The sequence below is a fragment of the Microbulbifer mixtoriginis (SeqCode) genome (assembly GCF_052468275.1).
The window spans coordinates 3,512,761-3,538,710 of sequence record NZ_CP174341.1; the positions used below are offsets into that span (position 1 = coordinate 3,512,761).

Sequence of the window (25,950 nt, forward strand, 5' to 3'; positions counted from 1 at the left end):
ATAGGCTAACCAATATTGAGAAAGTGGCAATAGATATTAGCACTCATATGTAGTAATTCAGACTTGATCTGATAGTTACCAGTTTTTCAGGGGGCGGCCCTGTCAAGTCAAATTCAGCTTACGAGCTTTTCCTTCCAGATACTTTTTCCATCTTCAAGGGTTGCTATCGGTGTTCGACCGCAGCACTCCTTACCTTGATGGGCTCTCTCGTTATGGTAATATGTGAGCCATTCATCCAAATTCTTTTGAGGCTCTCCCATAGATTTGTAGGCCTTGCGACGCAATAAAGATTGGTAGAGCTCTTGTAAAATAGTTTTATGGAAGCGTTAGCAGATACAGTTCGCCTGCGGATACCTCACTTTTGTCTTGGCATACTCATTCACATTCAAGTGTAACTAATTATGATACTGCTCTGACTAGTCACAATACTCTGTACTGCGGTCAGTAGCACTGGCAGATCATGCATAGCGTATAGTGGTAATACACTATTATCGCTCGAAAGGCCTATCCTAGTGACCGGGGCTCTAGTGGTGTACAGCTTGTAATAGGCCAGCTTTGCATAGTGATTAACACAGGTTTACTGATAGACTAGCCAACACCTAAAATGCTCCTAGGTAAAAGGTATCTTGCAAGAGCAAATATCCTAAGTGATGGGCATTAATTTCACCGCAGACTTCTTGACCGTGTTGCTTTCGCCCCAAAGCCTGAACTTGAGATTCAGTGAGCATCAGCTCCTTTTCAGTTACTTTGGCCTTAGCGCTTTTAAAAGTAATTTGACGTTAACCAAGTCACACCTTAACCAGATGCCCTGAACGCCAATGGGGGCCACAAATACACCCCACCTACGCAATTCATTAGATATTCAAAACCGCCCATGGGCAGGCGCCTGGAGGGCATATATCGACACTAGCTGCTCAATCACAGCGTAAACACGGTTTTATGTCGATTCTTCTCGTTAAGGGCTTCCACGCCGCCGCTTGAAACGGCTTCCTTGCAGCGATAAAAAGGGGCTTTCTACACACCGCGCATCCCACAAGCCATGGAGAGATTACCAAATTTCTCTGCCCGGTTTAGCAGTCCAGTCATTTTTTTAATGTGCCATCATTAGGATCAGCTTTGATTTTAGGTTTGGGTTTAGGTTAGGTTTAGGTTTAGGTTTAGGTTAGGTTTAGGTTTAGGTTTAGGTACCTTAATAAAACTGATAAATCGCTCTTTTTCAAGAGAGTGTCAGATTGGACCTGAACTATTTCACCTCATAGAACCTAAATCATTCAACATAAGCCACCTACAAGCGACTCAGCTACCTCATTAAAAAATATCCCCACAAACAAATCTGCCTCTTCTCTTCCTATTGCCAAAAGCTATTTCATGACCTTTTAACAATTAAGATACGTACAATAATGAAAGTGGGGACTTTTTCCGACACCACTCCCACATTAGAAAAAAGGTAAACAAAGGTAGGGCTTGCAACTATTCTATATAGGATACTCGCTCAAGTATCTCTAGAGTATCTTTAGCTGCTTGATCCCAGCAAAACCGCCTCCTCCTCTGCTTAGCCTGCTGCTGAAGATTACGAACAAGCATCAAATTACGATGCAATTGCACCAAGCCAGCCGCCATATCCTGGATACAAAAAGGATCCACCAACACCCCCCCCGCACCCGCAACCTCTCGCATCGCTCCAGTATTCGACGTCAATACAGGCGTGTTTTGCGAAAACGCCTCAACAATAGGAAGGCCAAACCCTTCATAAATCGATGGCATCAGCAATGCCCTAGAGTTCAAATACAGAGCACTTAATTCAGTATCTGGTACATACCCCAGCACCCTTACATTCTTCTCCAAACCCAACTCCCGAATAATCTCACTTATCTGCGGCAAGCCCCAACCAGCTCCACCACAAATATAAAGCGGCAACGATTCAACCGAGACTATATCCAAATATGCACGATAGGCTTTGAGCAAACGAGCTAGATTTTTTCGAGGTTCCAAGGTGCCAACAAATAAGAAGTATTTACCATCTTTCAAAGTTGACGTACCCTCCAGGAAGGGAGCTTCAGGAATTACAGTGATTTTCCCTATAGATTCCGGTATCAACTTCTCTAGCTCATTTTTAGTAAACTGTGACACAGCTATAACTGCATGAGCCAAACGAACAGAAGAAGGCATTAAGGCCCTCTCAAGATATCTACCAAAAACTGACATAGTCTCAGGAAACCTGGCCCAGACAACATCATGGACTGTCACCACCTTTTTGATGGGTGGCGGCATTAGTAATGGCAAATGATGCCTAGGAGACCAAAATACATCTATAGAGTCACACTTTGCCCAGCATGGAAAAAACGTCTGTGCAAATACGCTACCCAAGGCTTTGTGACCTCTCGCCCCCGCCCTGACCACTACGTTGGAGATGCCATAATATGATTTTGGAAGAGGGGCATCACTATAAAGAAACCATTTATGACCACTCTTAAGTAAACGACCAATAATCGCCTCTGTATAGCGCCCAATTCCCGTTGTAGCAACTGATAGCGGCCTAGCATCCACGCCAATTTTAAGTATACCCCTCCCGGCCTGACTCAAACCACCTCACCCTCATCACAACCAAGCACCTCCCTATAAAGCTTCTGATATGAAGCCCTCATCACCTTACCTGTAAATAATTCCTCGTAACGCTTCCGGGCAGCCAAGCCCATATCCCTCGCTTTCCCTTGATTATCAATAAGATCTAGCATGGCACATCGGAGAGCATTAACATCTGCTGGCTGCACAACGTGACCAGTAACTCCGCTCTGATTAACGAAGCTCGTGCCAGTACCAATCTCGCAACTTATTAGCGGCTTGCCTGCCATAAGCCCTTCAATCAACGTGACCCCAAAGGCTTCCGACCGTAGATGAGATGGGAAAACTACAGCCCCACACAATTGATATAACGCAGACTTTTCCTTTTCAGATACAAAACCTAAGAACTCCACATTAGTTAGGCCCAGATCCCGAACAAGAGAGCGCATCCGCCTTTCCTCGGGCCCTACCCCAGCAATTAATATACGACTACCCAAACCTTCAGCGGCCCGGATTAAATACTCAAGCCCCTTATAATATCGAAGGACCCCAACAAAAAGCATATAACCGCGCCCGTAAGCTCGCTCAAACCTCTCAAGATCACTTTCAGTTGCTAAAGGCAAAACGTCTTCATCAATACCCAAAGGGATAACAGAAACCTTGTGTTTCCAACGCTTTAAAAACTCGCTTGTCTTCACATATTGCTCGGAAGTGGCCACGATTCGATCCGCTTTTGCAAAAAACCGATTCATGAAAGGGGTATAAAGCCTTAATAGCCATTTTTGCCTCACCACATCTGAATGGTAGGTCACGATTAGAGGGCGCCGCCTTCCAGCCAACAAATAAACAATATCACCAAATGGCCAAGGAAAATGCAGATGCAATACTCTCGCTTTGCTTCGCCACATATCCAAAATCAAACCAGGACCAAAGCACATTGACTTAATGGAGAACCATCGACGGCTTACCCGAACATGCAAACCCCGATCAAGCTCAAACGAGCCAGGTCGGGATGAAAGCGACAAGACTTCACCACCCCCTCGGGCCATTTGGAATATAGCTTGTTCTACCCCTCCCTGTGTTTCAGGAAGAAACGTTCTATAACAATGAGTTGCGGTTACTTTTTGTACCAAAACCTAAAGCCCATTCAAACTTTGTGCGACAGTTTACAACATGTAAGCTGTTGTTTCTAAAGCTTTTACTGTATATTTTCGGCTGTTTTGTCATTATAATCCGGCCTCTGTACTAGTAACCGTAACACCTGGATGCTTAAGAATTACTTCAATATTGTCTGGCTTAGAGGCCTTAACGCTCTCAAAGCCGACATGGAAAACACCTACCTTGGGACCATCTGGTGGGTAATGGAACCTCTTCTTCTCACGGCACTTCTATATTTCGCATTCTCGTCAGGATTCCGCGATAACCAGACTGGCTCAGGTTTTCTGATATTTCTACTTTGCGGGATGCTGCCGTTCAAATGGTTTGCATCCTGTATCAGCAATAGTGCCGAATCAATAATTAACAACAAGGGAATTCTTGGGCAGTTTTATTTGCCTAAGTGGATTTTTCCTTGCTCAATTAATTTATCTATATTCTTAAGATTTATATGCATCTTACCAATTCTCCTTGGGGCGGTATGGTTGTCGGGCTTCCCCCCGAAATCAGCATGGCTCGTACTTATTCCTGTAATTTTTTCTCAGCTTATAGTTAATCTAGGCTTGAGTTTGCTAGCCGCTGCCACTGTCCCCCTTATTCCGGATCTGAGGCATTTAATCCCTTTGTGTGTAACAGGGGTTCTTTTTACATCTGGAATTTTTTTTGATATCAGCAGCCGCCCGCAGGAGACTCAAGACCTCTTGCTGTTAAACCCTTATGCTGAAATATTTAATAGCTACAGAACGATTTTATTAGAGGGCCAAGTACCAGCAATCAAAGAGCTCTTATATCCTTTCACTGTCGGCATTTCATCCCTTTGCTTTTCACTCGTATTGATCAAAGTCTTAGATAGGACTTACCCAAGAGTTTTACTATGAAATCGCCGATATTGAGATTCTCTAACGTAGGCCTTGCCTACCGCAAAAGATTGAGCCTATTCGCAAAACCAGATTGGGTCTTGAAGGATATTTCTTTTGACCTATTTGCTGGAGAAACACTTGGAGTAATTGGGAGAAATGGCGCTGGAAAATCAAGTCTACTTAAGCTGCTGGCAGGAATTATATTACCAAATACTGGCAAAATTCATCGCCCTGCCAACACCCAATCACAACTGCTCTCTTTAGGCTTGGGCTTTAATCAGAATCTCAGCGGAATTGATAATGCACTTATGGCTTTGGTTACTCAGGGAAGTGGTATTCGACAAGCAAAAGAGCTAATCCCTACTATTGCGGAATTCTCAGGCCTAGGAGATAAGATTAAGGAGCCCGTAGGCACTTTTTCTTCAGGGCAAAAAGCACGTCTCGGATTTGCAGCAGCAATTCACTCCACTCCAGACATACTTTTGCTTGATGAAATCCTAGGTGTAGGTGATAAAGAGTTCAAGAAAAAGTCGGGAGAAGCTTTAAGAAAGAGAGTACAGTCGAATCAAACAGTGGTTTTAGTTTCACACTCTCTTCAAACATTACGAGACCTCTGTGACAGGATTCTATGGATTGAAAATGGAGTGGTTAAGGAGATCGGAGATGCGCAGATAGTTTTGAACTCATACGAGGCTGAGGCTGAGGCTGAGGCTGAGGCTGCACCAGCGTGAAAGTATATTTGCATATTGGCTCAGATAAAACTGGATCCACCGCTATACAGTCAGCATTAAGTCGATACAGAACCCTATTAAAATCTAAAGGAATAATATACCCGGAGCTAGTCCAAAACCAGGATCATCACGAATCATTAGTGTTAGAACTCCAATCAGGAGTGAAAGGAAATAGCTGGCAAAAGCTAGAAGAAATAATTGCAACCAATCCCCCACACATTTTATTGAGCTCAGAAGCTTTTTGCGCTTTAAAAACCATTGAAATTAAAAGGCTCAAGAATTGGCTAAACCAGCCAACCATAAAAGTCATTGCGTACTTGCGTAGAGCGGATGAATATTTGGAATCGGGAATGCTGCAGCGCCTAAAAAGTACCAGCTCTTTGAAGGCATTCAAAAGGCAGTATCTTATAGCCAAACACGTACCCACAATATTAGACCCCTATGTATTTAATGCCGCCTTTAAAGCATTTTTTTTAGTAAAATGGCAAAGGGTTTACCCAGAACAAGTCATAATTCGCCCCTATGACAAAAACCAATGGGTCGAACAAAATATTGTTCACGATTTGTTAAATAGACTTGGTCTTAACAAAAACCTTGATGACTTAAAACCAGCAAGTATCCATCGAAATGTAACCCTTGATATTACCGCAATTTATGCCATATCAATTTTATCTCGCAACAAACTTTATGGCTTACGCAACACATTTTCTGAAACTTTAGCTAGAGGCTCCAAGCACAAAAAGAGCGGTCCACTCCTCAGCTGGAGTAAGCGCACAACTGCAAGAGCGATGTCATCACTATTTAATTCCTTAGCACTACGCTCCAACAATATTACATTCCCCTCTCACAAAACAGAAAAATCTCATGGTCTACCAAAATTAAGCAAACTAATAAATACAGCAGAAAATATTGTCGCAGGCTACTTGGCCGAAACAAATAGAATTAAAAACAAGCTTCAAGGCCAATTAAACGAGACTTCGCGGTCTTCCCACAAATAACATTTATCAACCAGGGTTGTAGCAGCTTGCCTCTAGAATTTGAAAAGAAACTATCAACTATTCCAGAAGTAGAGATTGTAGTTGTAACATACAATCGAAGCGTTGACTTGCTAAAACAACTAAAACTTTTGCAAGGGCTGGATTACTCAAAAGACCACTACCATGTAACAATCGTCAACAACAATAGCGATGATGATACTAAGCAAGTCGTACAAGATTTCATTAAAGAGAATAGGTTGTCAACCAAAACATATAACCTTATAAATCTATCGAAAAATATTGGCGGCTCTGGCGGCTTCAGCAATGGGATAAAGCAGGCATTACTAAAGGGCACAGCTAAATATATTTGGCTGCTAGATGATGATGCCACACCACAAAAACAAACACTTAAAAAATTGGTACATGCTGCCGAACTTAAATCTGGAAATAGCATTATTGGGGGCGTCATTCTTGACAAAGACAATACTCACATCGTCACCGAAGCTGGGGCTAGGATTAACTGGTGGCAAGCGAGGCAGCAACTACTTTACAACGGCCAGAATATTGAAAATCTTCCAAATAAGCCTTTTGAAAGCGATTACTCGTCAGCAGCCTGTATGCTTATGCCGTTAACATTGGCAAAGGAGCTCCAAAATTTTTCAGATTTTTTCTTACATTTTGACGATGTTGAGTGGTGCCTGAGGGCGCGCAAGGCTGGCTACAAGACCTTTATTGAACCGTCCGCTCGTGTAACCCACCCAAACAAAAAAAATGCTTTTAGACCAGGAATTAAATATTACGATGTTAGAAATTTTCTTTACGTATCTTCCTGGCACTATAAAGCGGCAATGCCTTATCTTTTTATTAGATTTATGGCTAAAGGCATACTCTCCAGCCTTAAAATTTCAACAAGGCCTCAGGGCATGGAAATTTTTAAAGCGCTAATAGATTTCACAAAAAATGTTAGAGGAAAAATGAAATGAACGCAAAGAAAAATACCGTTGCAATAGTTGGTGCAGGGTTTTCTGGGGCGGTAATAGGAAGGCAGCTTGCAGAAGCAGGATTTGATATTGAAATATTTGAAGCGAGAAATCATATCGCTGGTAATTGCTACACAGAACGCGACAAGGAAACAGGCGTCATGGTCCATACGTATGGACCTCATATTTTCCACACCGCAGATGAAGAAGTCTGGAAATATATTAACAAGTATGCAGAAATGGTTCCGTATAAGAACCGCGTCAAAGCAATTTACAACGACAGCGTTTTTAGCCTACCAATTAATTTACATACAATAAACCAATTTTTCGGGAAAACCTTTTCGCCGAAAGAAGCTGCAGCATGGATTGAATCTAAAGCAGACTTATCTATTGAAGATCCAAAAACCTTTGAGGAACAAGCACTCCGCTTTGTAGGTAAGGATTTATATGAGGCATTTTTCAAAGGCTACACTCAAAAACAGTGGGGGCTTCACCCTTCTGAGCTACCAGCTTCAATTTTAAAGCGCCTCCCCGTGCGCTTTAACTATGATGACAACTATTTTAATCACCCCTTCCAAGGGATGCCTAAAAATGGTTACACGGAAATAGTAGCTAAAATATTAGACCATCAAAATATTAAAGTATATTTGAATAGTACATTTGACCCAGAAGCAAGAAGTAATTACGGGCACACCTTCTGGTCAGGCCCTTTGGACGCCTTCTTTGGCTATCAGCACGGCCGCCTTGGATATAGAACCCTGGACTTTAAACGAAGCATTCAAGAAGGTGACGCTCAAGGAAATGCTGTTATCAATTATACAGAAGAGAAAGTGCCATTTACACGCATTACAGAACATAAACATTTTGCGCCCTGGGAAGATCATGAAAAGACCGTGCTTTACCATGAATATTCCAGATCTTGTGAGGAGGGTGATATTCCTTACTACCCCATCCGATTAGCAGGCGAAATCAAAATGCTCGAAACCTATGAAAAATGCGCTAAAGCCATCCCAAATGTAACTTTTGTCGGCAGACTGGGCACATACCGCTATCTCGATATGGATATCACAATCAAAGAAGCCTTAGTTGCAGCAAAAACCTTCTTGGACAACTCAAAAAAATAAATAATATTTAAAAGAGGTTCGGTAGCAGCATCTCCCATGAGCATCAACATTCACACAATTATTCCTCCAAACGACAGCGTATCTGAAGAGCTTTCGCTATACCAGCGATGCTCAGGAGATGTACGCTATCAATCGAACCCTTCATTTTGGCGGCTAAGTGAATTCTCAACACTATCCTTTGACACTTACTTTAATGTTTTCAATTATGGGAAGTGGAAGAAGTATTGTAGTCTAAATTCATTGAGCCTAAAAATTACCGCTTCAGGCTCTTTTAAGTGCAATGTAATGTTTGCCTCAAGGAAACGAGGCGTTATCACTCTCAACCAAACAGAGATTGACTTTAAGGATAAGTCAAGCTTCACAATCAGTATTGATTTAGGAAATGCCTTAGGGTCAGGGCTAATCTATGTTGAGCTTAAAACTAACAAAAGTATTGCAAAAGTTTACAATCTAGCTTTTTCCACCAAAAGCAAACCTAAGAGAAACGCCTCTCTCGCTTTGATTATGCCCACATATAAGCGAGAAAAGTTTGTGGAAAAAAACATCAATACAATTAAAGAACTTAAAAAAAGCCTTTCCTCCGAAGTCACCATAGACCTTGTCGTTATAGATAATGGAAAGACTCTAAGCAACCTTGAAAATTCATCTGCCAAGGTGATTTTCAACAAAAACTATGGTGGATCAGGCGGCTTCGCTAGAGGGTTAATAGAGGTTTTGTCGTCAAAATCTACATATAGCCACATCATTTTATGTGATGACGATATCGTAATAGAACCTTCAATATTTACACGCCTGCAATCATTTTACTCTCACTGTATAAGTGACCAAATAGCAGTAAGCGGGAGCATGTTGCGGCTCGATAATAAAACCATTCAACATGAAAATGGGGCCACTCTGAATAAAGACGCCCACTTCATCCCGATTAAAAGCAAAATTAATCTGAACAATCTTAGTGCACTCTTGGAAAACGACCAAGAGGTTACAAAAGCTTATGCGGGATGGTGGTTCTTCTCAGCCTCTACCGAAGTATTCAAAGAGCTCGGCTTGCCAATACCTGTTTTTTTAAAGTGGGATGATGTAGAGTTTTCATTAAGAGCAACAAAAAGAAAGGTCAAGATAATTGACTTAAATGGTATCGGAGTGTGGCATGAACCATTTGAAAATAAATACTCGTCATCAACATTCTTTTACGAGGAAAGAAATTCATTTATTGCTAGAAGCATCCATGATGCTGACTTTAATTACTTTTCGATGTGTCGACGACTTATCAAGACAGTCCTAGTTTTGTCGCTTGGCTATAGATATGACTCAGCACAAAAAGTGATCGATGGAACTAAAGCCGCATTAAGGGGCTATTTGCATCTTCACGATACATTACCAGATGAGCTGCACAGTCAGCTTATAAGCTCACAGAAAGATGTAGCAAAGACAATTACTACTCCCAAAGTACCTAAGCATAAACTAGATGATACTATAGTTATGCCGCACCTTAAGATCCTGTCCAAACTAACTTTAAATGGGCACCTCCTGCCCAAATTCTGCCTTCGTCCTGAAGAATCATCCGAGCATGAAAAAATCAGAATTCTGGAGATTTATGATTTAGACTATACAAAATGCTTTCGTTCTCGTTACGTGCAATATACTCAACCCTCCTTGACTTCTGGTTTTATAGCTCAACGTAACACCGCTCGCTTTTTTGGAATCCTAATTCAATTAACTGTGACATGCATAACATCTTACAAAAAATTTCCAGAGGCAAAAAAAAGTTACCTCGATAACTTTAACAAAATGACATCCATAATTTTCTGGAAAAAATTTCTAAAACTAAAGTAAACAACAACCCTGTCGACCATTTTTTATGGAATCTAAAGCCACAAAAATTTGATTGTGTTTTTTATCAAGAGTTAAAGTGACACCTAAATCCCAATGCTCTGCACTGAAAAACCTCCAATCTCAAAATACATTATAAGTATAGCAACATAAAAATATGGAACTCGATATTCAGTTAAAGGGGGTATAGGTGATTCTTCAGACTGAAACTTTATCAGCGATTACACAATAAAAATCAGGGAGCGTAAAACTAACCAGCCACTTATGTTAGCACCCACATTTAAATATGTGGGCAAGTGTCAAAAAGAAGATTCAAGTTGGCATTACTACTAAGGGAGGTATTAATTTAAGATATAAAATATTCTTATAATTTTGGCCAGATTACGTTTGCAAGCTTTTCTTTTTAGATATTTTATCCTCTTCAAGGGCCGCCATCGGCATGTGGTCACAACACTTTTACCCCGATGAGTGCGATTATGATTTTAATCTACAAATCATTCGTCCAGATCCTCTACAGGCCTTCTATTGCCCCATAGATCATTGCAGCATAATAGATGCCCTTACAAGTACCTTTCTCTTACTTCTTGATATGCTCTATTTCATTTGTTCTAAGGTACAACTGATAATCATGCTGATCCAGTCTGCCACAATATCTAGTAACGCGATCAGTTATAAATCATGAATCACATAAAACAATGGTACACAGCCATAAAGAATAATCTGCCGCAGTGACTCATGCTTGGTGATATACAGCTTGCTTGTAATGATCCACCTTTACATAGATATCTGTCCAACTTCCTTAAATGTCCCACGTAAAAGGTATCCTGCAATTCTAGGCAGCCGAGATCTTGAGTATCAATTTGACCATAGACTACATCAACATGCCGCTTTCTTTCCAAAGACTAAACCTCGACTCAGCTAGGATCAGCCCTCTCTCAGCCACCTTGGCCTCAAGCGCCTCTAATCGTAAATTGAGGTTGACTAGGTCATGCTGCTCCGAGCACTATCGAGGGAAAAAATACATCGCATCTACAAAGCTTATTGGGGCTCAAACCTGTCTATGGGTAGTGCCTTAAAGGGCATAGGCCAACACGGCCTGTTCAATGGCAGTATCAACACGGTTCTTGTGGTTGGGCGCTCTTCGATTCTTTTCAAGAAGGTCACCCACATAGCCACCTGAAATGAATTTCTTGTAGCGATAGAAAGTGTCTCAATGTATGGAGTATCTTACATGCTTTGGAAATATTGCCGAGCTCTTCTGCCGAATTAATCAATCCGACCTTGTGTTTGATAGTGGGATCGTTAGTATAGATTATGGGGTTTATCCTTGGTTTTACTTTTTTAGGCTTCATCAAAACCGGTAAACCCCTCTTTTTAAGAGGATGTGTCAGATTTCCTCTAAACTAATCCAAATTAAAAATGACGCCTTTCGTTTGTAGTAACTGACACTTAAAAATAAAAAATTTTAATAAACTCTGGCGCCGCCCTTATCTCGCAACCAGTTATATAAAATCTACAGCTACTTCACTTAGGTTTAGAAAGTTCTTGAATATCAGCAAGTACAGATTTAATTTCAGCAAGCTCTTTCCTGACATCCTTTTCGAATTCATCATTTAATGCCAGCAGATATCCCTGCAGGGTCATCTTATTTTCAATAGATCTCAGTTTATTCATTACTTGATCATTTGAGCGGACATTAAGTGTAGTTACTGCTCGCCCCTTATCAATGACAACTTTTACGGCCGGTGGAGATTTATGGTAAAAAAATCTAGCGGCCTGCTTAGCAGTTGAAAAGAAACCCTCTTTTCTAAAATAAGCTATCGCACGCGTGAGCACCCCTCTTTCGCTCTTAATTTTTTTAGCTAATTTTTTATTGCCGGTTATTTCTAATGCATCGCGCACTAGATTCCGCCCGCCCCCCCCCATATAGTCAGACATTGTTACTCTTACCACAGTATCTACATCATGGCGCAGTAATGCCACCGCCAATGACTCGAGTACTTTTGGCTTCAACTCATCCTTAATCGCTTCATAAATCCAACAGCTATTATTGATCACCCATAAGATAAGTTCATTTTTGTACTTCGCATATTCACCCGCTCTATGTAACCATTCAAATATAGTATTGTGATGCTCATACATTGCTAACAGGCGCCCATCACCTGCAGACATTGTCTGCCCCACACGATTCATGCGGTGATGGCAAATATAATCGTCGATTAAAGTAAAATTTCTTGCTGAAATCACACAATACCAATGGAAAGGGTTATCTTCATAAAAGTAGTCTCCTTCGGGAAAAAATATATCATTTTCCACCAGAAAACTGCGAAGATATAATTTTCTCCACGGAACTGGGTTTAACTTCAAAACTTTTTTGCGGACATCCAGCCCAGATATCGCAGTATTTAGAGGTAATGACTCAGAGCCCCAATACTTCTCATCACTCGCATCATAAAATAAATTCGCTTCTTCATCGAAGTTCTTGAATTTTCCGATTGTGATTTCTGCACCACTATTTTGAGCCGCAGTAACAAGTCGCTCAAACATAAATGGCTCACACCAATCATCACCATCCACAAACCCAACGAACTCTCGAGAAGCTTTGCGAAGCCCAATATTTGCAGCAACTGCCACCCCGCCAGGTGTGTTTTCGGGTAATAGTACTGGAATTATCCTTTCATCCTTAAGGGCATATTTTTGTATTAATTCTGGTGTCGAATCAGTAGACCCATCGTCTACTACGATAACCTCGATATCTGTTAAGGTCTGATTTAGAACGCTTTGCAAACAGTCATCAATGTATTTTTCGATGTTATACGCTGTAACAATCACTGAAATCATAGCAACAACTCTTATTTTAACCCCAATTTAAACCGCATAATCTCACTAGCAGTTTCTGGCATTCTTTCTGCAATATTTAAGATATCCAACCTATTCATTCTTGAAAATGTTTTAGAAAACTCAACTTTAAACATGTTGCGATACTCTTCATCTAGGCGATTAGATGCCCAGGAATAAAGTTTCAGCTTAAAGTACATGAAAAAATGATAGAACTTTCTCTTCAACTCAGGGTGGCATGAAAAGTACCGCTCTAATTCTTGGAAAACATCCAACATAGCCAATCTTCTGGAGTCAGAAATATTCGTCACTTGATTGGCCTTGGGGCAAACACGGTGACCGCAAAAAGACTCGGAAAGAAAAGAAATATTTTTTGAGTTCATTAATAACATCCAATGCCCCATTACATCATTATGCACTGGTGTATTCGAGAACCTCAATCCAATTTCTTTTGCGTAACGAGTTGATACCAATTTGTTCCATGGATAATTGACTAGGTTCAAAAGATAACCATTATCATCAATTGAAAGACAATCGCTAACATTCTGAGCGATGCGATCAAATATTTTTCTATCGCCTTCTATCATCCCTAACTTTTGATCATTTCTGCCTTGAACTAAGTCATACTCCATTAGTAGGACATCACACTCTTTATCGTTAGCTTTTTCGACTGCTTTATCTAACATTCCAGGATAAACAAAATCATCCGCATCAAAGAATAATACATACGGCTCTTCTACAAACTTGAGCGCTTGATTTCTTCTATAACCGGCCCCTTTATTACTTTTAGCAACTAGTATCTGGTGGGCTATACTATTCTCTTCAAGGTATTCAGCGGCTCTACAAACAGTATCATCTGTTGAAAGATCATCAGCGATATAAAATTTAACCGGTATCTCATTTTTTTCTACAATCGAGCGTATTGCTGAGATGATACGATCCTGTTCATTAAAAACTGGAATAACAATACCCACTTGAATAGTCGTCATTTATCCTCCAGAAAAACCTAAGCAAACTATAAGAACCTAGAAATAGCTTTTCTTTTTCACTATGTAAGAGCACTTGAAAAGTCTAATCCTATTAACTGTTGAATATTTCTTAGCCGTCTCTATACCACCCTAACTTTGATCGGCAGGTTTCGTAAAAATTGTGATTAATAGGATGTATAAGGGTAAGCCGGTGTGGCTTTTTGTGAATTCGAATTACATCGCCAGGTTCAGTAATAACGTGATTATGCCCATCGCATGTCACATGCGGGTGGGCATTATTTTTTTCACCCACAATAATTTTAAATTCACTACTACCTTCGACAACAATTGGGCGACTACTCAATGTATGAGGATTGAGGGGGACAACAACAATAGCATCTAATTTGGGGTGCATTATCGGTCCCCCCCCAGAAAGAGCATAAGCAGTAGAGCCTGTTGGAGTTGATATAATTAAACCATCAGATCGTTGTGTGTAAACAAATTGGCCATCAATATATAAATCAAATTCAATCATCCGAATATATTCACCGGGATGAAGTACTACATCGTTCAAAGCTGTGCCTCTTCCTTTCGGCCTGCCCTCACGAGATACAGACAGATCAAGCAAGAAGCGGCTTTCAGCCATATACTTACCAGCCAATACCTCACCAACTTTTTGTTCAATCTCGTCAGGGGTAATATCGGTGAGAAAGCCAAGTCGGCCGCGATTAATACCAAGTAGAGGTACACTAAATTTGGCCAGGGCGCGGGCGGCAGCTAAAAGGCTACCATCACCACCTACAACAATGACAAGATCACAAAGTTCTCCCAACTTTTCTTTTGGAGAAACTCTCGCATTATGGCTAGCGACCGCAGTCGCAGTACCCATCTCAAGTACAACAGAATAACCTTCCCTCTCAAGAAACCGCATAAGGCGATTGAGTGAAAGGGCAGCACTATCACTCTCAGTACGGCCGATCAGGCCAATAATTTGAAATTCCGACACCGCTCCCTCTCAAGTGCCCAAACCAGGGCCTTGCGATTGATGCTTTACCTATCTTACATACGCTTGATTACGTTCACCACGCCGACAGGAAATGCTTTCCAAAATGTGACAGGCAATTATGCCTTAGCTTGGAATTGGAGTCGAATTAGAACGGCTGGTCAAGGGAAGTTGTTAGACCAAAAAGGGGAGACCCTAGCGCTCTCGTGGAAGCCCACGCCGACCCTGTAGTCCGCCGGAATGGAGCGCTAAGATCCTGGTTCCGCAGCCGAAATGACCAGCGTTAGCTTTATGCGAAATTGCATATAACAGCTTCACAGTATAAACAGGGTCTAGCGAAATACCCGTTTGATACTCAAAGGTTCGCTGGAATTCCTGAAGCTGCTTGGGGTACTTACCATAACCCCCACAATGGTATTTCTCAGTAATCTCTCCCACACCACCTATTGTCTCAATACTATATGCTTCATTTTTCGATAGTGCCGAGAACCATCGCCAGGCATTTTGACGGACAACCCCCCCTGCTTTTAACACCTCAACTCCACACACAAGAATCCCACTCAAGGAAGAACTTAATCCACCCAGCGTCAAACCTGTACCGCAGGCAATCCAAAGCTGATCAAAATCAACTGGAGCTGTCTCCGCGATAACCCTCCCTAATAAATGGACTCCTCTCACCCCTGCAAAATTTGCCCCACCTTCCGGTAAATAGGCACCACTAGCAGAACCAACGCCAACGCGATTGAGAAAGTCTGATTTGCTGCGTTGCCTATATAATTCACGGGACACGAATATAAATTTCATACCGAGGCGCTCGGCATCTTGCAGCATGGCACTGAGCACCGGTGGGCGCTCACCTCGAACAATACCAATTGTGCGAAAGCCAAACCGTGCTCCAGCAGCAGCAGTGGCATGCAAATGATTTGACCATGCTCCTCCACAAGTGATTAGCGTCTCGACACCCAGCTCCCTTGCTTTAATCAAGTTAAAAATGAGCTTATACGCTTTATTACCTGAAATAAGTGGGTCCAGCAGGTCATCACGACGAATCCAGACCTCAACTCCCGGAAAAAGATTGCTTCGGACTTTTTGGTAAGGAATCGCGCGCGCAGCTTCAGTGAAGGCATTCAGATCAAGAGTGGTCAGGTAGGAAACTGTCACGTATCTCCAATCCCTTTAAAAAGAGGCTGTCTGACAGGGTTCGCTCCATAAAAGCAGCCCTTTACCGATAAGAACACACCCCCCTCTCAAAAAAGTTGACGAGCAAAGTGTGGGTCCCGACCCATCCAGAGCCAGCAATACGATAGAGTCTAACGCCCTCCGTATTAGGTTAGTGCTCGGCACTTAGCCAGAGATCATATGGACAAGGTGAAGAGCACCCCAGTGCAGAAGGCTGAAGGTTTCAAATCTACTGCAAGCCCTATCTTCCCGCCAAATACCACAAGCTTGGCTACAAGGAACAAGAGCAGTGCCACTCCGCCCCCATAAAAATAAAAAGGCCCGTACCTATGTACGGGCCTTTTATCGTATCTGGCGGACCGGACGGGACTCGAACCCGCGACCTCCGGCGTGACAGGCCGGCATTCTAACCAACTGAACTACCGGTCCTCGGTAGTAAACTTCCATTTAGGAAGTTGGTGGGTGGTACAGGGGTCGAACCTGTGACCTACGGCTTGTAAGGCCGTCGCTCTCCCAACTGAGCTAACCACCCGCTGCTCATCTTCTTTCAGGGCCTTGCCCCCTGAGCGAGGCGCATATTACTGGAATAAAATTTCCTGTCAATAATTTTCGCGCCAAGTCCCACTATTATTCATCGGGCATGCTTTCCGGTGGTACAGACACCGGTTGCATCTCCTCTTCCCCGAGACTTGCCTCCTGCAATACCTTACCCTGTCGATAGTCTGGGTCAATTAAATGACCCGCGATTCGCACTGGGACCTCTTTAGGAATCAACTGCTCTCTTGGGCGGGCCAAATCCTGTTCATTGTAGTTGCATACCCCTGTTGGAAAGATACGGCGTAAGTCATCGAGACGACCTGATATCTCTTCCGTATGAGAGCCATAGACGCCTTTTGCAAGAGCCCTCTCCACCGGCTGAAGCGCGCACTTAAAGATGTCATCAGTCACTGGTGCTCCGGCTACCTGCCTTGAGGTGCTGTGGGCAGGGTATTCCCGCATACATTTCCCTTCCGACTGGCGGTTCCAGTCTCCACTCCAAACATCAGATCCTGATGCTAGTACATTACCTTCGCTATCAAAGCATTGGTCACTGGCATCCTCAGGTCGATTACCAACTACACCTTTAGCAGGGTCATTAATGATGTTTTGCATCCACCGGTCGACCAGATCAAGTGCATCATCCAATGGGTTGTAGTCTTTGTGACTCATCCAGATCAGTTGATTGTCAGCGTGGCCACGGGCCCTCCGGATACGCTCTCGAGTCGAAAAAGAAGCCGAGCTGTGATGCATATCTGGTTCTTCGTCCAGATAGTGGCGCATATCAATTATCGGAATTTCTACATCCCCAAGGAAAACATGACCAGACCTATAAATCCCCTTGATTGCCTCCATATCCGCGCGGCTACGCTTAGCTGGACTCGCTAGAGTCCCCATGTTTAAATTTTGCTCACTCCATACTGAAAGGCGCACAGGAAAAAGCCCACCATTGAGAAACCAGAGCTTTTCTTGCGACTGATTCTGCGGGGCTTTCCACCCACCTATTGCAGCATTGATTTTTAAGAAATTATCGATGCTTATTTCTCCATCAACCAACGCTTTCAACCCATACTGAACCCCTTCATTATCCCAGGTTGTATTCGCATAGCCATTTTCAGCAGCACCATAGAACTGTCGAAGATTTTCCCAATGTGTCCAATGCACTCTATCCGGCAAATCACCGGAAAAACTTTTAAAGAAGTGTACAAAGTTTGGGTTATTTACCAGTGGCACCAAACCACGCCAACCTTCTACGCATTCAGTTGCACCGCTAGGTCGTCCCCTATAACGGCCATCAAACAAACCAGCGGCTAAAGTAATCAGCTTAAAGCGGCTATCCGCTTCAGGGTTCGCAGCCAACCCCTGTATCCGTTGACGTTCCTCAACATCCTGCCAGCGGGGGTTGTTAGCATCCAGGACATCGAAGAAATACTCTAAAGGCTCACAGTCAAAGGCATAGATAGTCTGGGTTACCATATCTGGATAGGAGTAAAGTGGTATCGCCGCATCCAGTAGCCCCGGTGCATTTTGCGCCAAGATGTACTGCTGAATAGCACCTCCCGAGCCACCGATACCAACCGTATACATGGGCTCACCATAGAGTGCTAGGAACTGTTTTTTTAGGCGCCGTGCCGTATCCTCTGCCAACCATAAGTTATAGTGATTTCTGGTTTGATTCGCCGTCGAGTAAACGATGGCATATCCTCGAGCCAACTGGTCCATTCGCCGAGTTGTCACATCTCCTTTGCTCAAATTACCTTGGCGCCAACCTATACCTACTCCCCCACGAAACTGATAGATCAAACGCCGGTTCCAATTGCTGGCATTTGGTTTTTCGGCAGTTTCGCCGTCTCCTCGCAGAGCTGCAATAGCATAATGATGCCGGTTAATCGTGCCTGTTTCGACACGGACAATAAAATCTACTTGGCGGCCATTTACTGTTACCTTATCAATATCGTTACGTGCTTCATGTAGGTAATAAAAGCTTCCATCCGTTGTGCTCCTATAGAAGTACGTTACCTCCGTTGCATGGCTACAGTCTCGGCTATAACCAATCACCTCTTTGGTTTTCTTCCCATCTGAACCTAAAGCAAAAACTGGGACTCCCTCCTTAGCTTGGTTATCAACCAATGGCTGCTTATCGGTGATCGCATTACGACCACAAAAGAAGGGGTACTTTGAGGGGCCAGTAAATAACGTTTCTACTGGTCCAACCTCACCAATTGAGATAGGGAATGGGAAATACTCAGGCGGGCGTGACATCATTCTAGGGTGAGGCCCCGCATAAGCCGGTGTAGAAGCATAATCAAGAGCTCCAGCCGGCACCCCTATTACTGGAGCATCTGCTTTACCATGTACTTTTGGCAATTTCGCATACGCGATCCAAGCGACTACCCCCAGCACTCCGAGCAGCGCCAAGAAAAATACAGAGAGAAACCAAGCTCCCCTTGTCGACATAAACGCCTCCACAGCTGTCAACTTCACCAGTGATACAGCTTGAGTATATGAAGGGATAAAGAGGTCAACCGACAGTTGGCGCCGGGGAGGACTTATAGGAAGGATGTATCAGAAATATCGAACCAAGTAGCCCAACAAATCAGGCAAAGACAAAAAGGAAGCCCATCAGGCTTCCCTTATAGTATGCCTCAAAAAAGTCAGCTTAATCCTTGGCAATAAGACCTTTCTCTTGCAGGGTAGAAATAATTACTTCCACCTCTTGCTCTAAGGTCATTTCTGCCGTATTGAGACGCAACTCGGGGGAAATAGGCGCTTCATAAGGGTCATCAATTCCAGTAAAACCCTTAATTTCACCCGCACGAGCCTTTTTATAAAGGCCTTTAGGGTCACGAGATTCTGCCTCCTCCAGTGGACAGTCTACAAACACCTCCAAATAAGGCAGATTGCCATCCTCATGCATCTTTCTAACCATATCGCGATCTTCTCGATATGGACTAATAAAGCTACTGAGAACCACAATCCCAGTGTCCGCAAACAGTTTAGAAATCTCACCTACACGACGGATATTTTCTTGGCGATCTTCAGCAGAAAAGCCTAGATTGGAGTTGATACCCAGACGTATATTGTCACCATCCAAGCGATAGCTCAGGACACCACGCGCAGCCAAAGCCTTCTCAACTGCTACTGCTACCGTGCTCTTGCCGGAACCCGACAGGCCGGTGAACCAAAGGGTCACGCCTTTGTGACCAAGAATACTGGCCCTGTTGTCACGAGTTACATCGCCATCATGCCAATGTACATTGGTCGCCTTGCGTTCAACTGTTGTCGTCACCGATCACTCCAAGATTTTGATTCAATTCCTATTCCCTCTTCAGTGAGAGGTTCACAGGAAACCACCCCCCCAGAGGCTAGACGGCCAATTATCAGGCATTTGAAGCATTAGCGTAAAGACTTTGCTTATAGCATATTCAACCACATATAGTGGTGGATGTGCATAAGTACCTCTGGCCACTTAATTCTAAATTTCGACCTCAAGAAAGAACATTGGCACCAAAAAGAGAAAATTTGAGGTATTAAACCCTTAGGAAAAGCGCCTTTTCCCTGGTCGAGAAGTAGAGACTATTTTTCCATTGACTGTTGTGGGCCAGCAAATAGATTCAACCTAAATTTGATAATGATTACAATTCTATTGAGAGCATCATAAATTCAATGCCTCAATACTGTGCACTTTCAAATAAGCTTCATTAAACAACAATCAGTATTAACCAAATAGCAATTAAAGCATATCACGCAGTATTATCTCACTGCGCTCTATATTGCAGTTATAACACATATAAACAATTGAATATTACGCTATGATTCTAGCATTGCTTCATCTAATGGCATTATGCAAGCATATACAACTATACCTTTAAATATAATCCGCATTCCGCATATAGAAGTGCCACATAAGGACTATGTCACAACCTATCAGAGAGTTAGCTAACAAGTAACCCTAAAAAGTTATAAGGTGGGATAAGCCCTTTAATAATTAGCTGATATTCGAAAGGGAGATTATCTTTTTGTATGTGCCATGCTTCACTCTCCAATTACATATGTAAGCAATATCATGCATATAAATTTGTGCTTACTTAGTGCCTACTCGCAAACAAGATATGCCTGTCTCTCCCCCTATTTTCAAAACTAAACCCAGTTATACCCTGCTCAATAAAACACGTCAAATATAGAAAATGACACTATGACCATGATAACCTCTGGTCTGAATAGGCATGAAATAGCCCTGCATTTAGTGGGGCTTAGCTTTATAAAAGGAGGCAATTAGCCGATGGCAAAAAGTGTTCTGGATAGATTCAAAATTCGTAAAGGAAAAGTCTTTGAGGCACCGCTAGAGGAGGCCTTTGGCCGCCTGGTTACACCTTTTGAAGAATTTATCCATCGCCAAAGCAGCAGTGGTATCTTACTGATGTTCTCTGCAATGGTTGCACTGATTGTTGCCAACTCCCCCCTACAGGATGCTTACAAGCACCTGCTGCACATGCCAGTCAGCATTGGCACTGGTGACTGGGTGCTTTCTTTATCACTACATCATTGGATTAATGATGGCCTAATGGCCATCTTCTTTTTCTTGGTAGGGTTAGAACTTAAACGTGAATTTTTAGTTGGAGAGCTTTCAGATCTACGCCAAGCAGTCCTGCCCGTAATGGCAGCGGTTGGCGGCATGGTAGTTCCAGCCTTGATTTATAGCTCCCTAAACAGTGGCGACATCGCAGAACGCGGTTGGGGTATCCCTATGGCTACTGATATCGCTTTTGCCGTGGGCTGTATAGCATTACTAGGAAACAGAGTACCAAGGGCTGTAGTAACTTTTCTGGTAGCCCTAGCCATTGTAGATGACCTAGGAGCAATTCTTGTAATTGCTATTTGGTATACAGAGCAAGTGAACACTACCGCTTTAATGGCCTCCGGATTTCTAGTTGCAATCATGGGCTTACTCAATGCCGCCGGGGTTCGCCGCTCCTCTGCCTACGTCTTTACCGGTATTTTGCTCTGGTACGGACTTTACAAGGCAGGCGTCCATGCCACTCTAGCAGGCGTAATTACGGCAATGGCACTACCTGCCAAGCCAAAGTATGATCCCGTAGCGTTCAGCACCTTTGTTAAAGATATTATCCGCAGCTTCGATCGATACTTTCGCCCCGGTGATAAGATCATTGCAAACGATGCTCTCCATGCACGTGTAATGGCCTTGGGTAACGGTGTAAATCTAGCTCAGTCCCCCCTACAGCGTATGGAAACCCGTTTACATATCCCGGTGGGCTTTATAGTAATTCCAATTTTCGCACTGGCTAATGCAGGCATCCCTTTCGATAGCTTTAGTAGTTCAGCAGCGGTACTCAACCCAGTAACACTTGGGGTCATTAGCGGCTTGGTTGTTGGCAAGCTAATTGGCATTGTAGGCGCAACTTGGATTGGCTGGAAACTTGGCTGGGGCAAGCTACCCAAGGCTGCGAACTTTCAGCATATCGTAGGTGTGGCATTACTCGCCGGCATTGGCTTTACTATGTCTATCTTTATAGCCGAGCTGGCATTTAGCTCCCAGTACGAACTTCTGGTGCAGGCGAAAGCCGGTATCCTACTAGCTTCTGTAATCGCCGGAGTTGCCGGCTTCCTAGTTCTACGCAATGCACCCATCTCTGCAGAGCAAGAGGATGAATTCAAGGAAGCAGAGGAAGCCGAGAGCTCAAATTCTGGACTGCCGCCTCATTCCGTCTCGTAGCAGAGTAGATTTGTGGTAGGCCTAAAATTTCCGCTTTAAATTGTACAGCCTGAGCCGAGTAACTATAATCAATTGTTACTCGGCTAAGATTTACTCACATAACGATTACTTAGATAACAGCACCGGCTAGGCTTGGTATCGAATAACTCAACTAACAACAAAAAATAAGTTCAGCGTCAATTAAATCCGCACCAAAGTCACATCACAATGAGCATAATTTACGATACTATTTGCCGTAGAGCCTATTAGAGAGCTTATACCTTTCTTAGAGTGAGTCCCGAGCACGATTAAATCTACACTTCTTTTTTCAGCCTCCTTGCAAATCACCTCATAGGGCTTGCCTACTTTCAGGAGTCTATTTTTCTTAGAGATACCGAAATCTGAAACTATCTCCTCAAACTTCGGAATAGCATCCTCTTTAAGCTCTCGCTGATAATCCTTAGGCAAAAAACTGTAGGGAAGCACATTTAATACGATTAACTTACTTTCATGCTGCCTTGAAAGTTCTACGGCCCTAGAAAGCACAAAGCGCCCTTCTTTGGAAGCCTCTATAGCGCAAAGAATTGTTTTATACATCTAACCCCCTCCCCTTATTATCATAACTAAACACTACTAAAAACAGCCGATCAACAAAAAACGCCAACTACTAGATTCATTGTCACACAGAAATCCCCTCCTAAGCACCCAGAAAAATCCAAATACATCAATTTCCAGCCTACTCATACGGCACCTCTGTATTTGCAAATGGATCCAAACTATTCAAACAGGAAGGAACTTAATTCATTAGGAATCGGGGCTCAAAGAAGTCACCTTGGAAGCAACTTAGTATCACTAGAGCACCCAAAACACAATAAGGTCCCAATTCACTTTAAAATTTATTACATTTCAATATTCCATAGCCTTTAAAAATAAAGTGATCAGTTAACGCTCACCAGCATCAACAAGCGCTCGATAAATTCGGCCTGGATAATCGCCAATAATCCCATCTACACCCAATGATATACTGCGCTCAATATGGTCTTCATTGTTCACTGTCCAAAGGTCCACAGCCACTCCTTTTCTCTGAAAAAAGCGCACATAGGGCTTGGTCGTAATACTATATGGCAATTGTGCAACATCAAACTTGGGCTGAAAAGCCCAGCCAAAACCCGTACTCCAAGCAAGACTTGCTTCGATAAGCTCACCTATAGTTGCGCTGGTTCTAACCTGACCCCCGCTAAGTTCACGGAAGTGCTTCATAGCTTTACTATGCTGGCTAGCAACAGTAACTTGCTGCTCCATACGGTAATCTGCAATGACTTGCCAAAGAGTCTCAGAAAGAGTCTTATCATTGGGCTTAATCTCTATATTAAAATAGCCATCCGGGTAACGCTCAAACAATTCATTGAGAGTTAACAGAGTGAGTCCTTGCCCCCTAAAAGGGTAGCTATTGCCATTATCTAATGTGAATTCGTGACCAGCATCAAGGGTTTTAATTTCACCCAGCGTCAAATCCGCAATTTTTTCAGATATCCCAACATTATCCTTTAGGTCTGAATCATGATTAATGATGACAAAATAGTCTTTCGACAGATGAACATCTAACTCTAATATATCGGCACCTTGATCCAGTGCTCTATCAAACGCTAGCCTTGTACTTTGAGGATATTCACCAGATGCCCCCCTATGTGCAAGAATCTCAATAGAAAATGCCTGATTAAAAAACCCAACAGATAAAACCCAGCAGACCGCCACTTTAATAATTGCTTTCATTAATTTGACTCTCATTTTATGCCAAAGGAAATCCTTGAAAACAACCAAATTTCCCCCTAGAAAAATTAGCGCACCTATATCAACATCAAAACGTTAGACCTTATCCAAACCAAATATAATTGACAAACTTTAAGCTAAAGCCTCCACTTTAAATCTGCACAAGTACAATTTTAACCAACTATCGGTTCCAGCGCATAAGTTTCTATTCTCCATCGCCGCCATAGTACTTCTGATGAAAATAGTCATGAAAATTCATGAAAATTTAGGCGCCTTATTACAAGTTACCCTGCAAAAAATCACAGTGAGTGCCTTCTAGCGGCATTAGGCCTTGCAACACTCCAAAAGAGCAGAGAAAAAACCAGCTTGGTTAAGGTGACGTACCGCTGAGATAAGGATATCAGCTGGAGTGGTATTACTTCACGAGCTAAAGGGCCATAAAAGAGATGAAATCACTCGCTCTTAAGACTACATTGCTACCCCGCCTCTCACCTCTGTGAGGATATCCTGCGGTGATCCACTAAACCCGGACACCAATTAAGGTGGTAAAGTTGCCACCGACAATAGAGGCGCCCAATGGGTAGACAACATCGATTCTTTTCTCTCAAATTAAAATAAATGCTGTCCACCTGGTAGCAAATCAGGGCTATTTAATCGCTGAGGCAACCCGGGCGCTTGATGTTGTTACATGAGCTATTCCTGACTGGGCGAAGCACTAGGGGCAGAGCCGTGTAGAGAGACCCCACATGTAAAGCGTTTATTACAGAGCAATCTAGAGCTTGAAACCCGTATCAATTACCCGGAAAGGGACATGGAGACACTAAAAACTACCACTCTCTTAATGTCCGATGGGGTGTGTCGTGCGCGCTAACGGGCCGATTGAGTGATCAGAAATTAGTGAAGCTGCACTGCAAAGTACTCCCAATGCCTCGCCCATGCCACTACGAATATAGGTGAAGGAGTAGCTCCATTAACGCACCCAGAATACAGCTCCAATCCAAGGTCATTGAAGTCTTTGGGCCCATCCGTAGCTCTCCAGAGAATCATATAGTCATAGGCTTGCTTTACGAGCAAGAGATATCAATGACGCTTTAAAGCCCGAAGACTAATGTGTGAGGTCGACTTGGTGTTTAAACAACCTGGTGCTCACAAGCATAAAAGAGCATAGCCTCTTACTAAATGGATAAACAGAATGCACTTGACCGCCAGTTTAATGCAGTGAAACTCAATCAAGTTTGGTGCTGTGGCATTATTTATATCTGAGCCGGCTCAAGCTGGTGTTAGCTGGTGTTAGCTGGTGTTAGCTGGCTACTATTATGGATTTTCACGCTCGTCGTATAGCTGGATAAACCCTCTCACAGCAAAATGCATATACTCCCCCAACCCTACAGCCCGACTCAGAACCTCATTGAAGTAGTCTTTTCATAACTCAAGGCCCATGTGGTAGGGTCATCAGGTCAAAGTTATCGGAATAACCGATCTAGTGAGAAGACTTAAAAGCCTCTTCAGGAGACTATTCAGTGTTGAACACTCCTTGGAGCCGCCCAAGAGCGTGCTTGCCAAAGTGTTTTGGTGCGTTCGAAGCTTCTGCTTATCGTGCTGCGTGCTCTTCCCTGCTTGATAAAGGCCAATTGTAGACAAAACCATCAAAAGCCCCGGCTCAAAGAGTTAAGTAACCAATGTCATCCAGGACAGACTACCTACCATCCTGCCCATATGGCAT

Annotated in this window: 17 protein-coding genes, 2 tRNA genes and 1 pseudogene; 7 read left to right on the forward strand and 13 right to left on the reverse strand. The window is 43.0% G+C overall.

What is annotated here, in order from left to right:
• Window positions 1-113: 113 nt before the first annotated feature.
• The 3 genes and pseudogenes from ACJJIC_RS15325 to ACJJIC_RS15335 form a co-directional block, all read right to left on the reverse strand.
• Window positions 114-1,086 (reverse strand): annotated as a pseudogene (locus ACJJIC_RS15325) (integrase core domain-containing protein).
• A gap of 384 nt (window positions 1,087-1,470) precedes the next feature.
• Complete coding sequence (locus tag ACJJIC_RS15330; RefSeq protein WP_444909397.1) at window positions 1,471-2,583, reverse strand: glycosyltransferase family 4 protein; 1,113 nt, start codon at window positions 2,581-2,583, stop codon at window positions 1,471-1,473.
• On the reverse strand, window positions 2,580-3,611 hold the full coding sequence (locus ACJJIC_RS15335; protein ID WP_507012356.1) for a glycosyltransferase: 1,032 nt from the start codon (window positions 3,609-3,611) through the stop codon (window positions 2,580-2,582). Before ACJJIC_RS15335 ends, ACJJIC_RS15330 begins: the two co-directional genes overlap by 4 nt.
• Window positions 3,612-3,887: 276 nt before the next feature.
• Here ACJJIC_RS15335 and ACJJIC_RS15340 point away from each other — a divergent pair, with 276 nt between their 5' ends.
• The 6 genes from ACJJIC_RS15340 to ACJJIC_RS15365 are packed head-to-tail and all read left to right on the forward strand — an operon-like array spanning window position 3,888 to window position 10,222.
• A complete protein-coding gene (locus ACJJIC_RS15340) occupies window positions 3,888-4,595 on the forward strand; it encodes an ABC transporter permease (protein ID WP_445357340.1) in 708 nt (235 codons plus the stop codon).
• Window positions 4,592-5,308, forward strand: coding sequence for an ABC transporter ATP-binding protein (locus ACJJIC_RS15345; protein ID WP_445357341.1), 717 nt, complete (start codon window positions 4,592-4,594; stop codon window positions 5,306-5,308). The genes ACJJIC_RS15340 and ACJJIC_RS15345 overlap by 4 nt, the downstream gene beginning before the upstream one ends.
• Complete coding sequence (locus ACJJIC_RS15350; protein ID WP_444909393.1) at window positions 5,305-6,306, forward strand: hypothetical protein; 1,002 nt, start codon at window positions 5,305-5,307, stop codon at window positions 6,304-6,306. The genes ACJJIC_RS15345 and ACJJIC_RS15350 overlap by 4 nt, the downstream gene beginning before the upstream one ends.
• A 26-nt stretch (window positions 6,307-6,332) precedes the next feature.
• Window positions 6,333-7,268, forward strand: coding sequence for a glycosyltransferase (locus ACJJIC_RS15355; RefSeq protein ID WP_444909392.1), 936 nt, complete (start codon window positions 6,333-6,335; stop codon window positions 7,266-7,268).
• Entirely contained in the window at window positions 7,265-8,389 is a 1,125-nt protein-coding gene (gene glf / locus ACJJIC_RS15360; RefSeq protein ID WP_445357342.1) for a UDP-galactopyranose mutase, read from the forward strand. The genes ACJJIC_RS15355 and glf overlap by 4 nt, the downstream gene beginning before the upstream one ends.
• 36 nt (window positions 8,390-8,425) lie before the next feature.
• On the forward strand, window positions 8,426-10,222 hold the full coding sequence (locus tag ACJJIC_RS15365) for a glycosyltransferase family 2 protein (protein WP_445357343.1): 1,797 nt from the start codon (window positions 8,426-8,428) through the stop codon (window positions 10,220-10,222).
• Window positions 10,223-11,743: 1,521 nt separating this feature from the next.
• On the opposite strand, the gene ACJJIC_RS15370 is transcribed toward ACJJIC_RS15365, so the two are convergent.
• From ACJJIC_RS15370 to cysC, 8 genes are all read right to left on the reverse strand, one after another.
• A complete protein-coding gene (locus tag ACJJIC_RS15370; RefSeq protein ID WP_445357344.1) occupies window positions 11,744-13,060 on the reverse strand; it encodes a glycosyltransferase family 2 protein in 1,317 nt (438 codons plus the stop codon).
• Between the two features lie 11 nt (window positions 13,061-13,071).
• A complete protein-coding gene (locus tag ACJJIC_RS15375) occupies window positions 13,072-14,046 on the reverse strand; it encodes a glycosyltransferase family A protein (protein ID WP_444909388.1) in 975 nt (324 codons plus the stop codon).
• Between the two features lie 109 nt (window positions 14,047-14,155).
• Complete coding sequence (locus tag ACJJIC_RS15380) at window positions 14,156-15,031, reverse strand: NAD(+) kinase (protein ID WP_444909387.1); 876 nt, start codon at window positions 15,029-15,031, stop codon at window positions 14,156-14,158.
• A 192-nt stretch (window positions 15,032-15,223) separates the two neighbouring features.
• Complete coding sequence (locus ACJJIC_RS15385) at window positions 15,224-16,189, reverse strand: 1-aminocyclopropane-1-carboxylate deaminase/D-cysteine desulfhydrase (RefSeq protein ID WP_444909386.1); 966 nt, start codon at window positions 16,187-16,189, stop codon at window positions 15,224-15,226.
• A 370-nt stretch (window positions 16,190-16,559) separates the two neighbouring features.
• Window positions 16,560-16,636, reverse strand: a tRNA-Asp gene (locus ACJJIC_RS15390).
• A 27-nt stretch (window positions 16,637-16,663) separates the two neighbouring features.
• Window positions 16,664-16,739: transfer RNA gene (locus tag ACJJIC_RS15395), tRNA-Val, on the reverse strand.
• A gap of 95 nt (window positions 16,740-16,834) precedes the next feature.
• On the reverse strand, window positions 16,835-19,201 hold the full coding sequence (locus ACJJIC_RS15400; RefSeq protein ID WP_444909385.1) for a DUF6351 family protein: 2,367 nt from the start codon (window positions 19,199-19,201) through the stop codon (window positions 16,835-16,837).
• Between the two features lie 202 nt (window positions 19,202-19,403).
• Window positions 19,404-20,033, reverse strand: a complete 630-nt coding sequence (gene cysC / locus ACJJIC_RS15405; protein ID WP_444886443.1) for an adenylyl-sulfate kinase — start codon at window positions 20,031-20,033, stop codon at window positions 19,404-19,406.
• Window positions 20,034-21,026: 993 nt separating this feature from the next.
• On the opposite strand from cysC, the gene nhaA reads away from it, so the two are divergent.
• Entirely contained in the window at window positions 21,027-22,478 is a 1,452-nt protein-coding gene (gene nhaA, locus ACJJIC_RS15410; RefSeq protein WP_445357345.1) for a Na+/H+ antiporter NhaA, read from the forward strand.
• Window positions 22,479-22,658: 180 nt separating this feature from the next.
• Here nhaA and ACJJIC_RS15415 read toward each other — a convergent pair whose 3' ends face one another.
• Window positions 22,659-23,054 (reverse strand): universal stress protein, encoded by a 396-nt coding sequence (locus tag ACJJIC_RS15415; RefSeq protein ID WP_444884573.1) that lies wholly within the window; start codon window positions 23,052-23,054, stop codon window positions 22,659-22,661.
• A gap of 345 nt (window positions 23,055-23,399) precedes the next feature.
• Window positions 23,400-24,230 (reverse strand): glycerophosphodiester phosphodiesterase family protein, encoded by an 831-nt coding sequence (locus ACJJIC_RS15420; protein WP_445357346.1) that lies wholly within the window; start codon window positions 24,228-24,230, stop codon window positions 23,400-23,402.
• Between the last annotated feature and the right edge of the window lie 1,720 nt (window positions 24,231-25,950).

Coding starts and splice junctions, on each gene's coding strand:
- nhaA (WP_445357345.1), top strand. CDS start 21,027: ATGGCAAAAAGTGTTCTGGATAGATTCAAAATTCGTAAAGGAAAAGTC.
- ACJJIC_RS15370 (WP_445357344.1), bottom strand. CDS start 13,060: ATGATTTCAGTGATTGTTACAGCGTATAACATCGAAAAATACATTGAT.
- ACJJIC_RS15400 (WP_444909385.1), bottom strand. CDS start 19,201: ATGTCGACAAGGGGAGCTTGGTTTCTCTCTGTATTTTTCTTGGCGCTG.
- ACJJIC_RS15420 (WP_445357346.1), bottom strand. CDS start 24,230: ATGAAAGCAATTATTAAAGTGGCGGTCTGCTGGGTTTTATCTGTTGGG.
- ACJJIC_RS15365 (WP_445357343.1), top strand. CDS start 8,426: ATGAGCATCAACATTCACACAATTATTCCTCCAAACGACAGCGTATCT.
- ACJJIC_RS15340 (WP_445357340.1), top strand. CDS start 3,888: ATGGAAAACACCTACCTTGGGACCATCTGGTGGGTAATGGAACCTCTT.
- ACJJIC_RS15415 (WP_444884573.1), bottom strand. CDS start 23,054: ATGTATAAAACAATTCTTTGCGCTATAGAGGCTTCCAAAGAAGGGCGC.
- ACJJIC_RS15335 (WP_507012356.1), bottom strand. CDS start 3,611: ATGGCCCGAGGGGGTGGTGAAGTCTTGTCGCTTTCATCCCGACCTGGC.
- ACJJIC_RS15345 (WP_445357341.1), top strand. CDS start 4,592: ATGAAATCGCCGATATTGAGATTCTCTAACGTAGGCCTTGCCTACCGC.
- glf (WP_445357342.1), top strand. CDS start 7,265: ATGAACGCAAAGAAAAATACCGTTGCAATAGTTGGTGCAGGGTTTTCT.
- ACJJIC_RS15375 (WP_444909388.1), bottom strand. CDS start 14,046: ATGACGACTATTCAAGTGGGTATTGTTATTCCAGTTTTTAATGAACAG.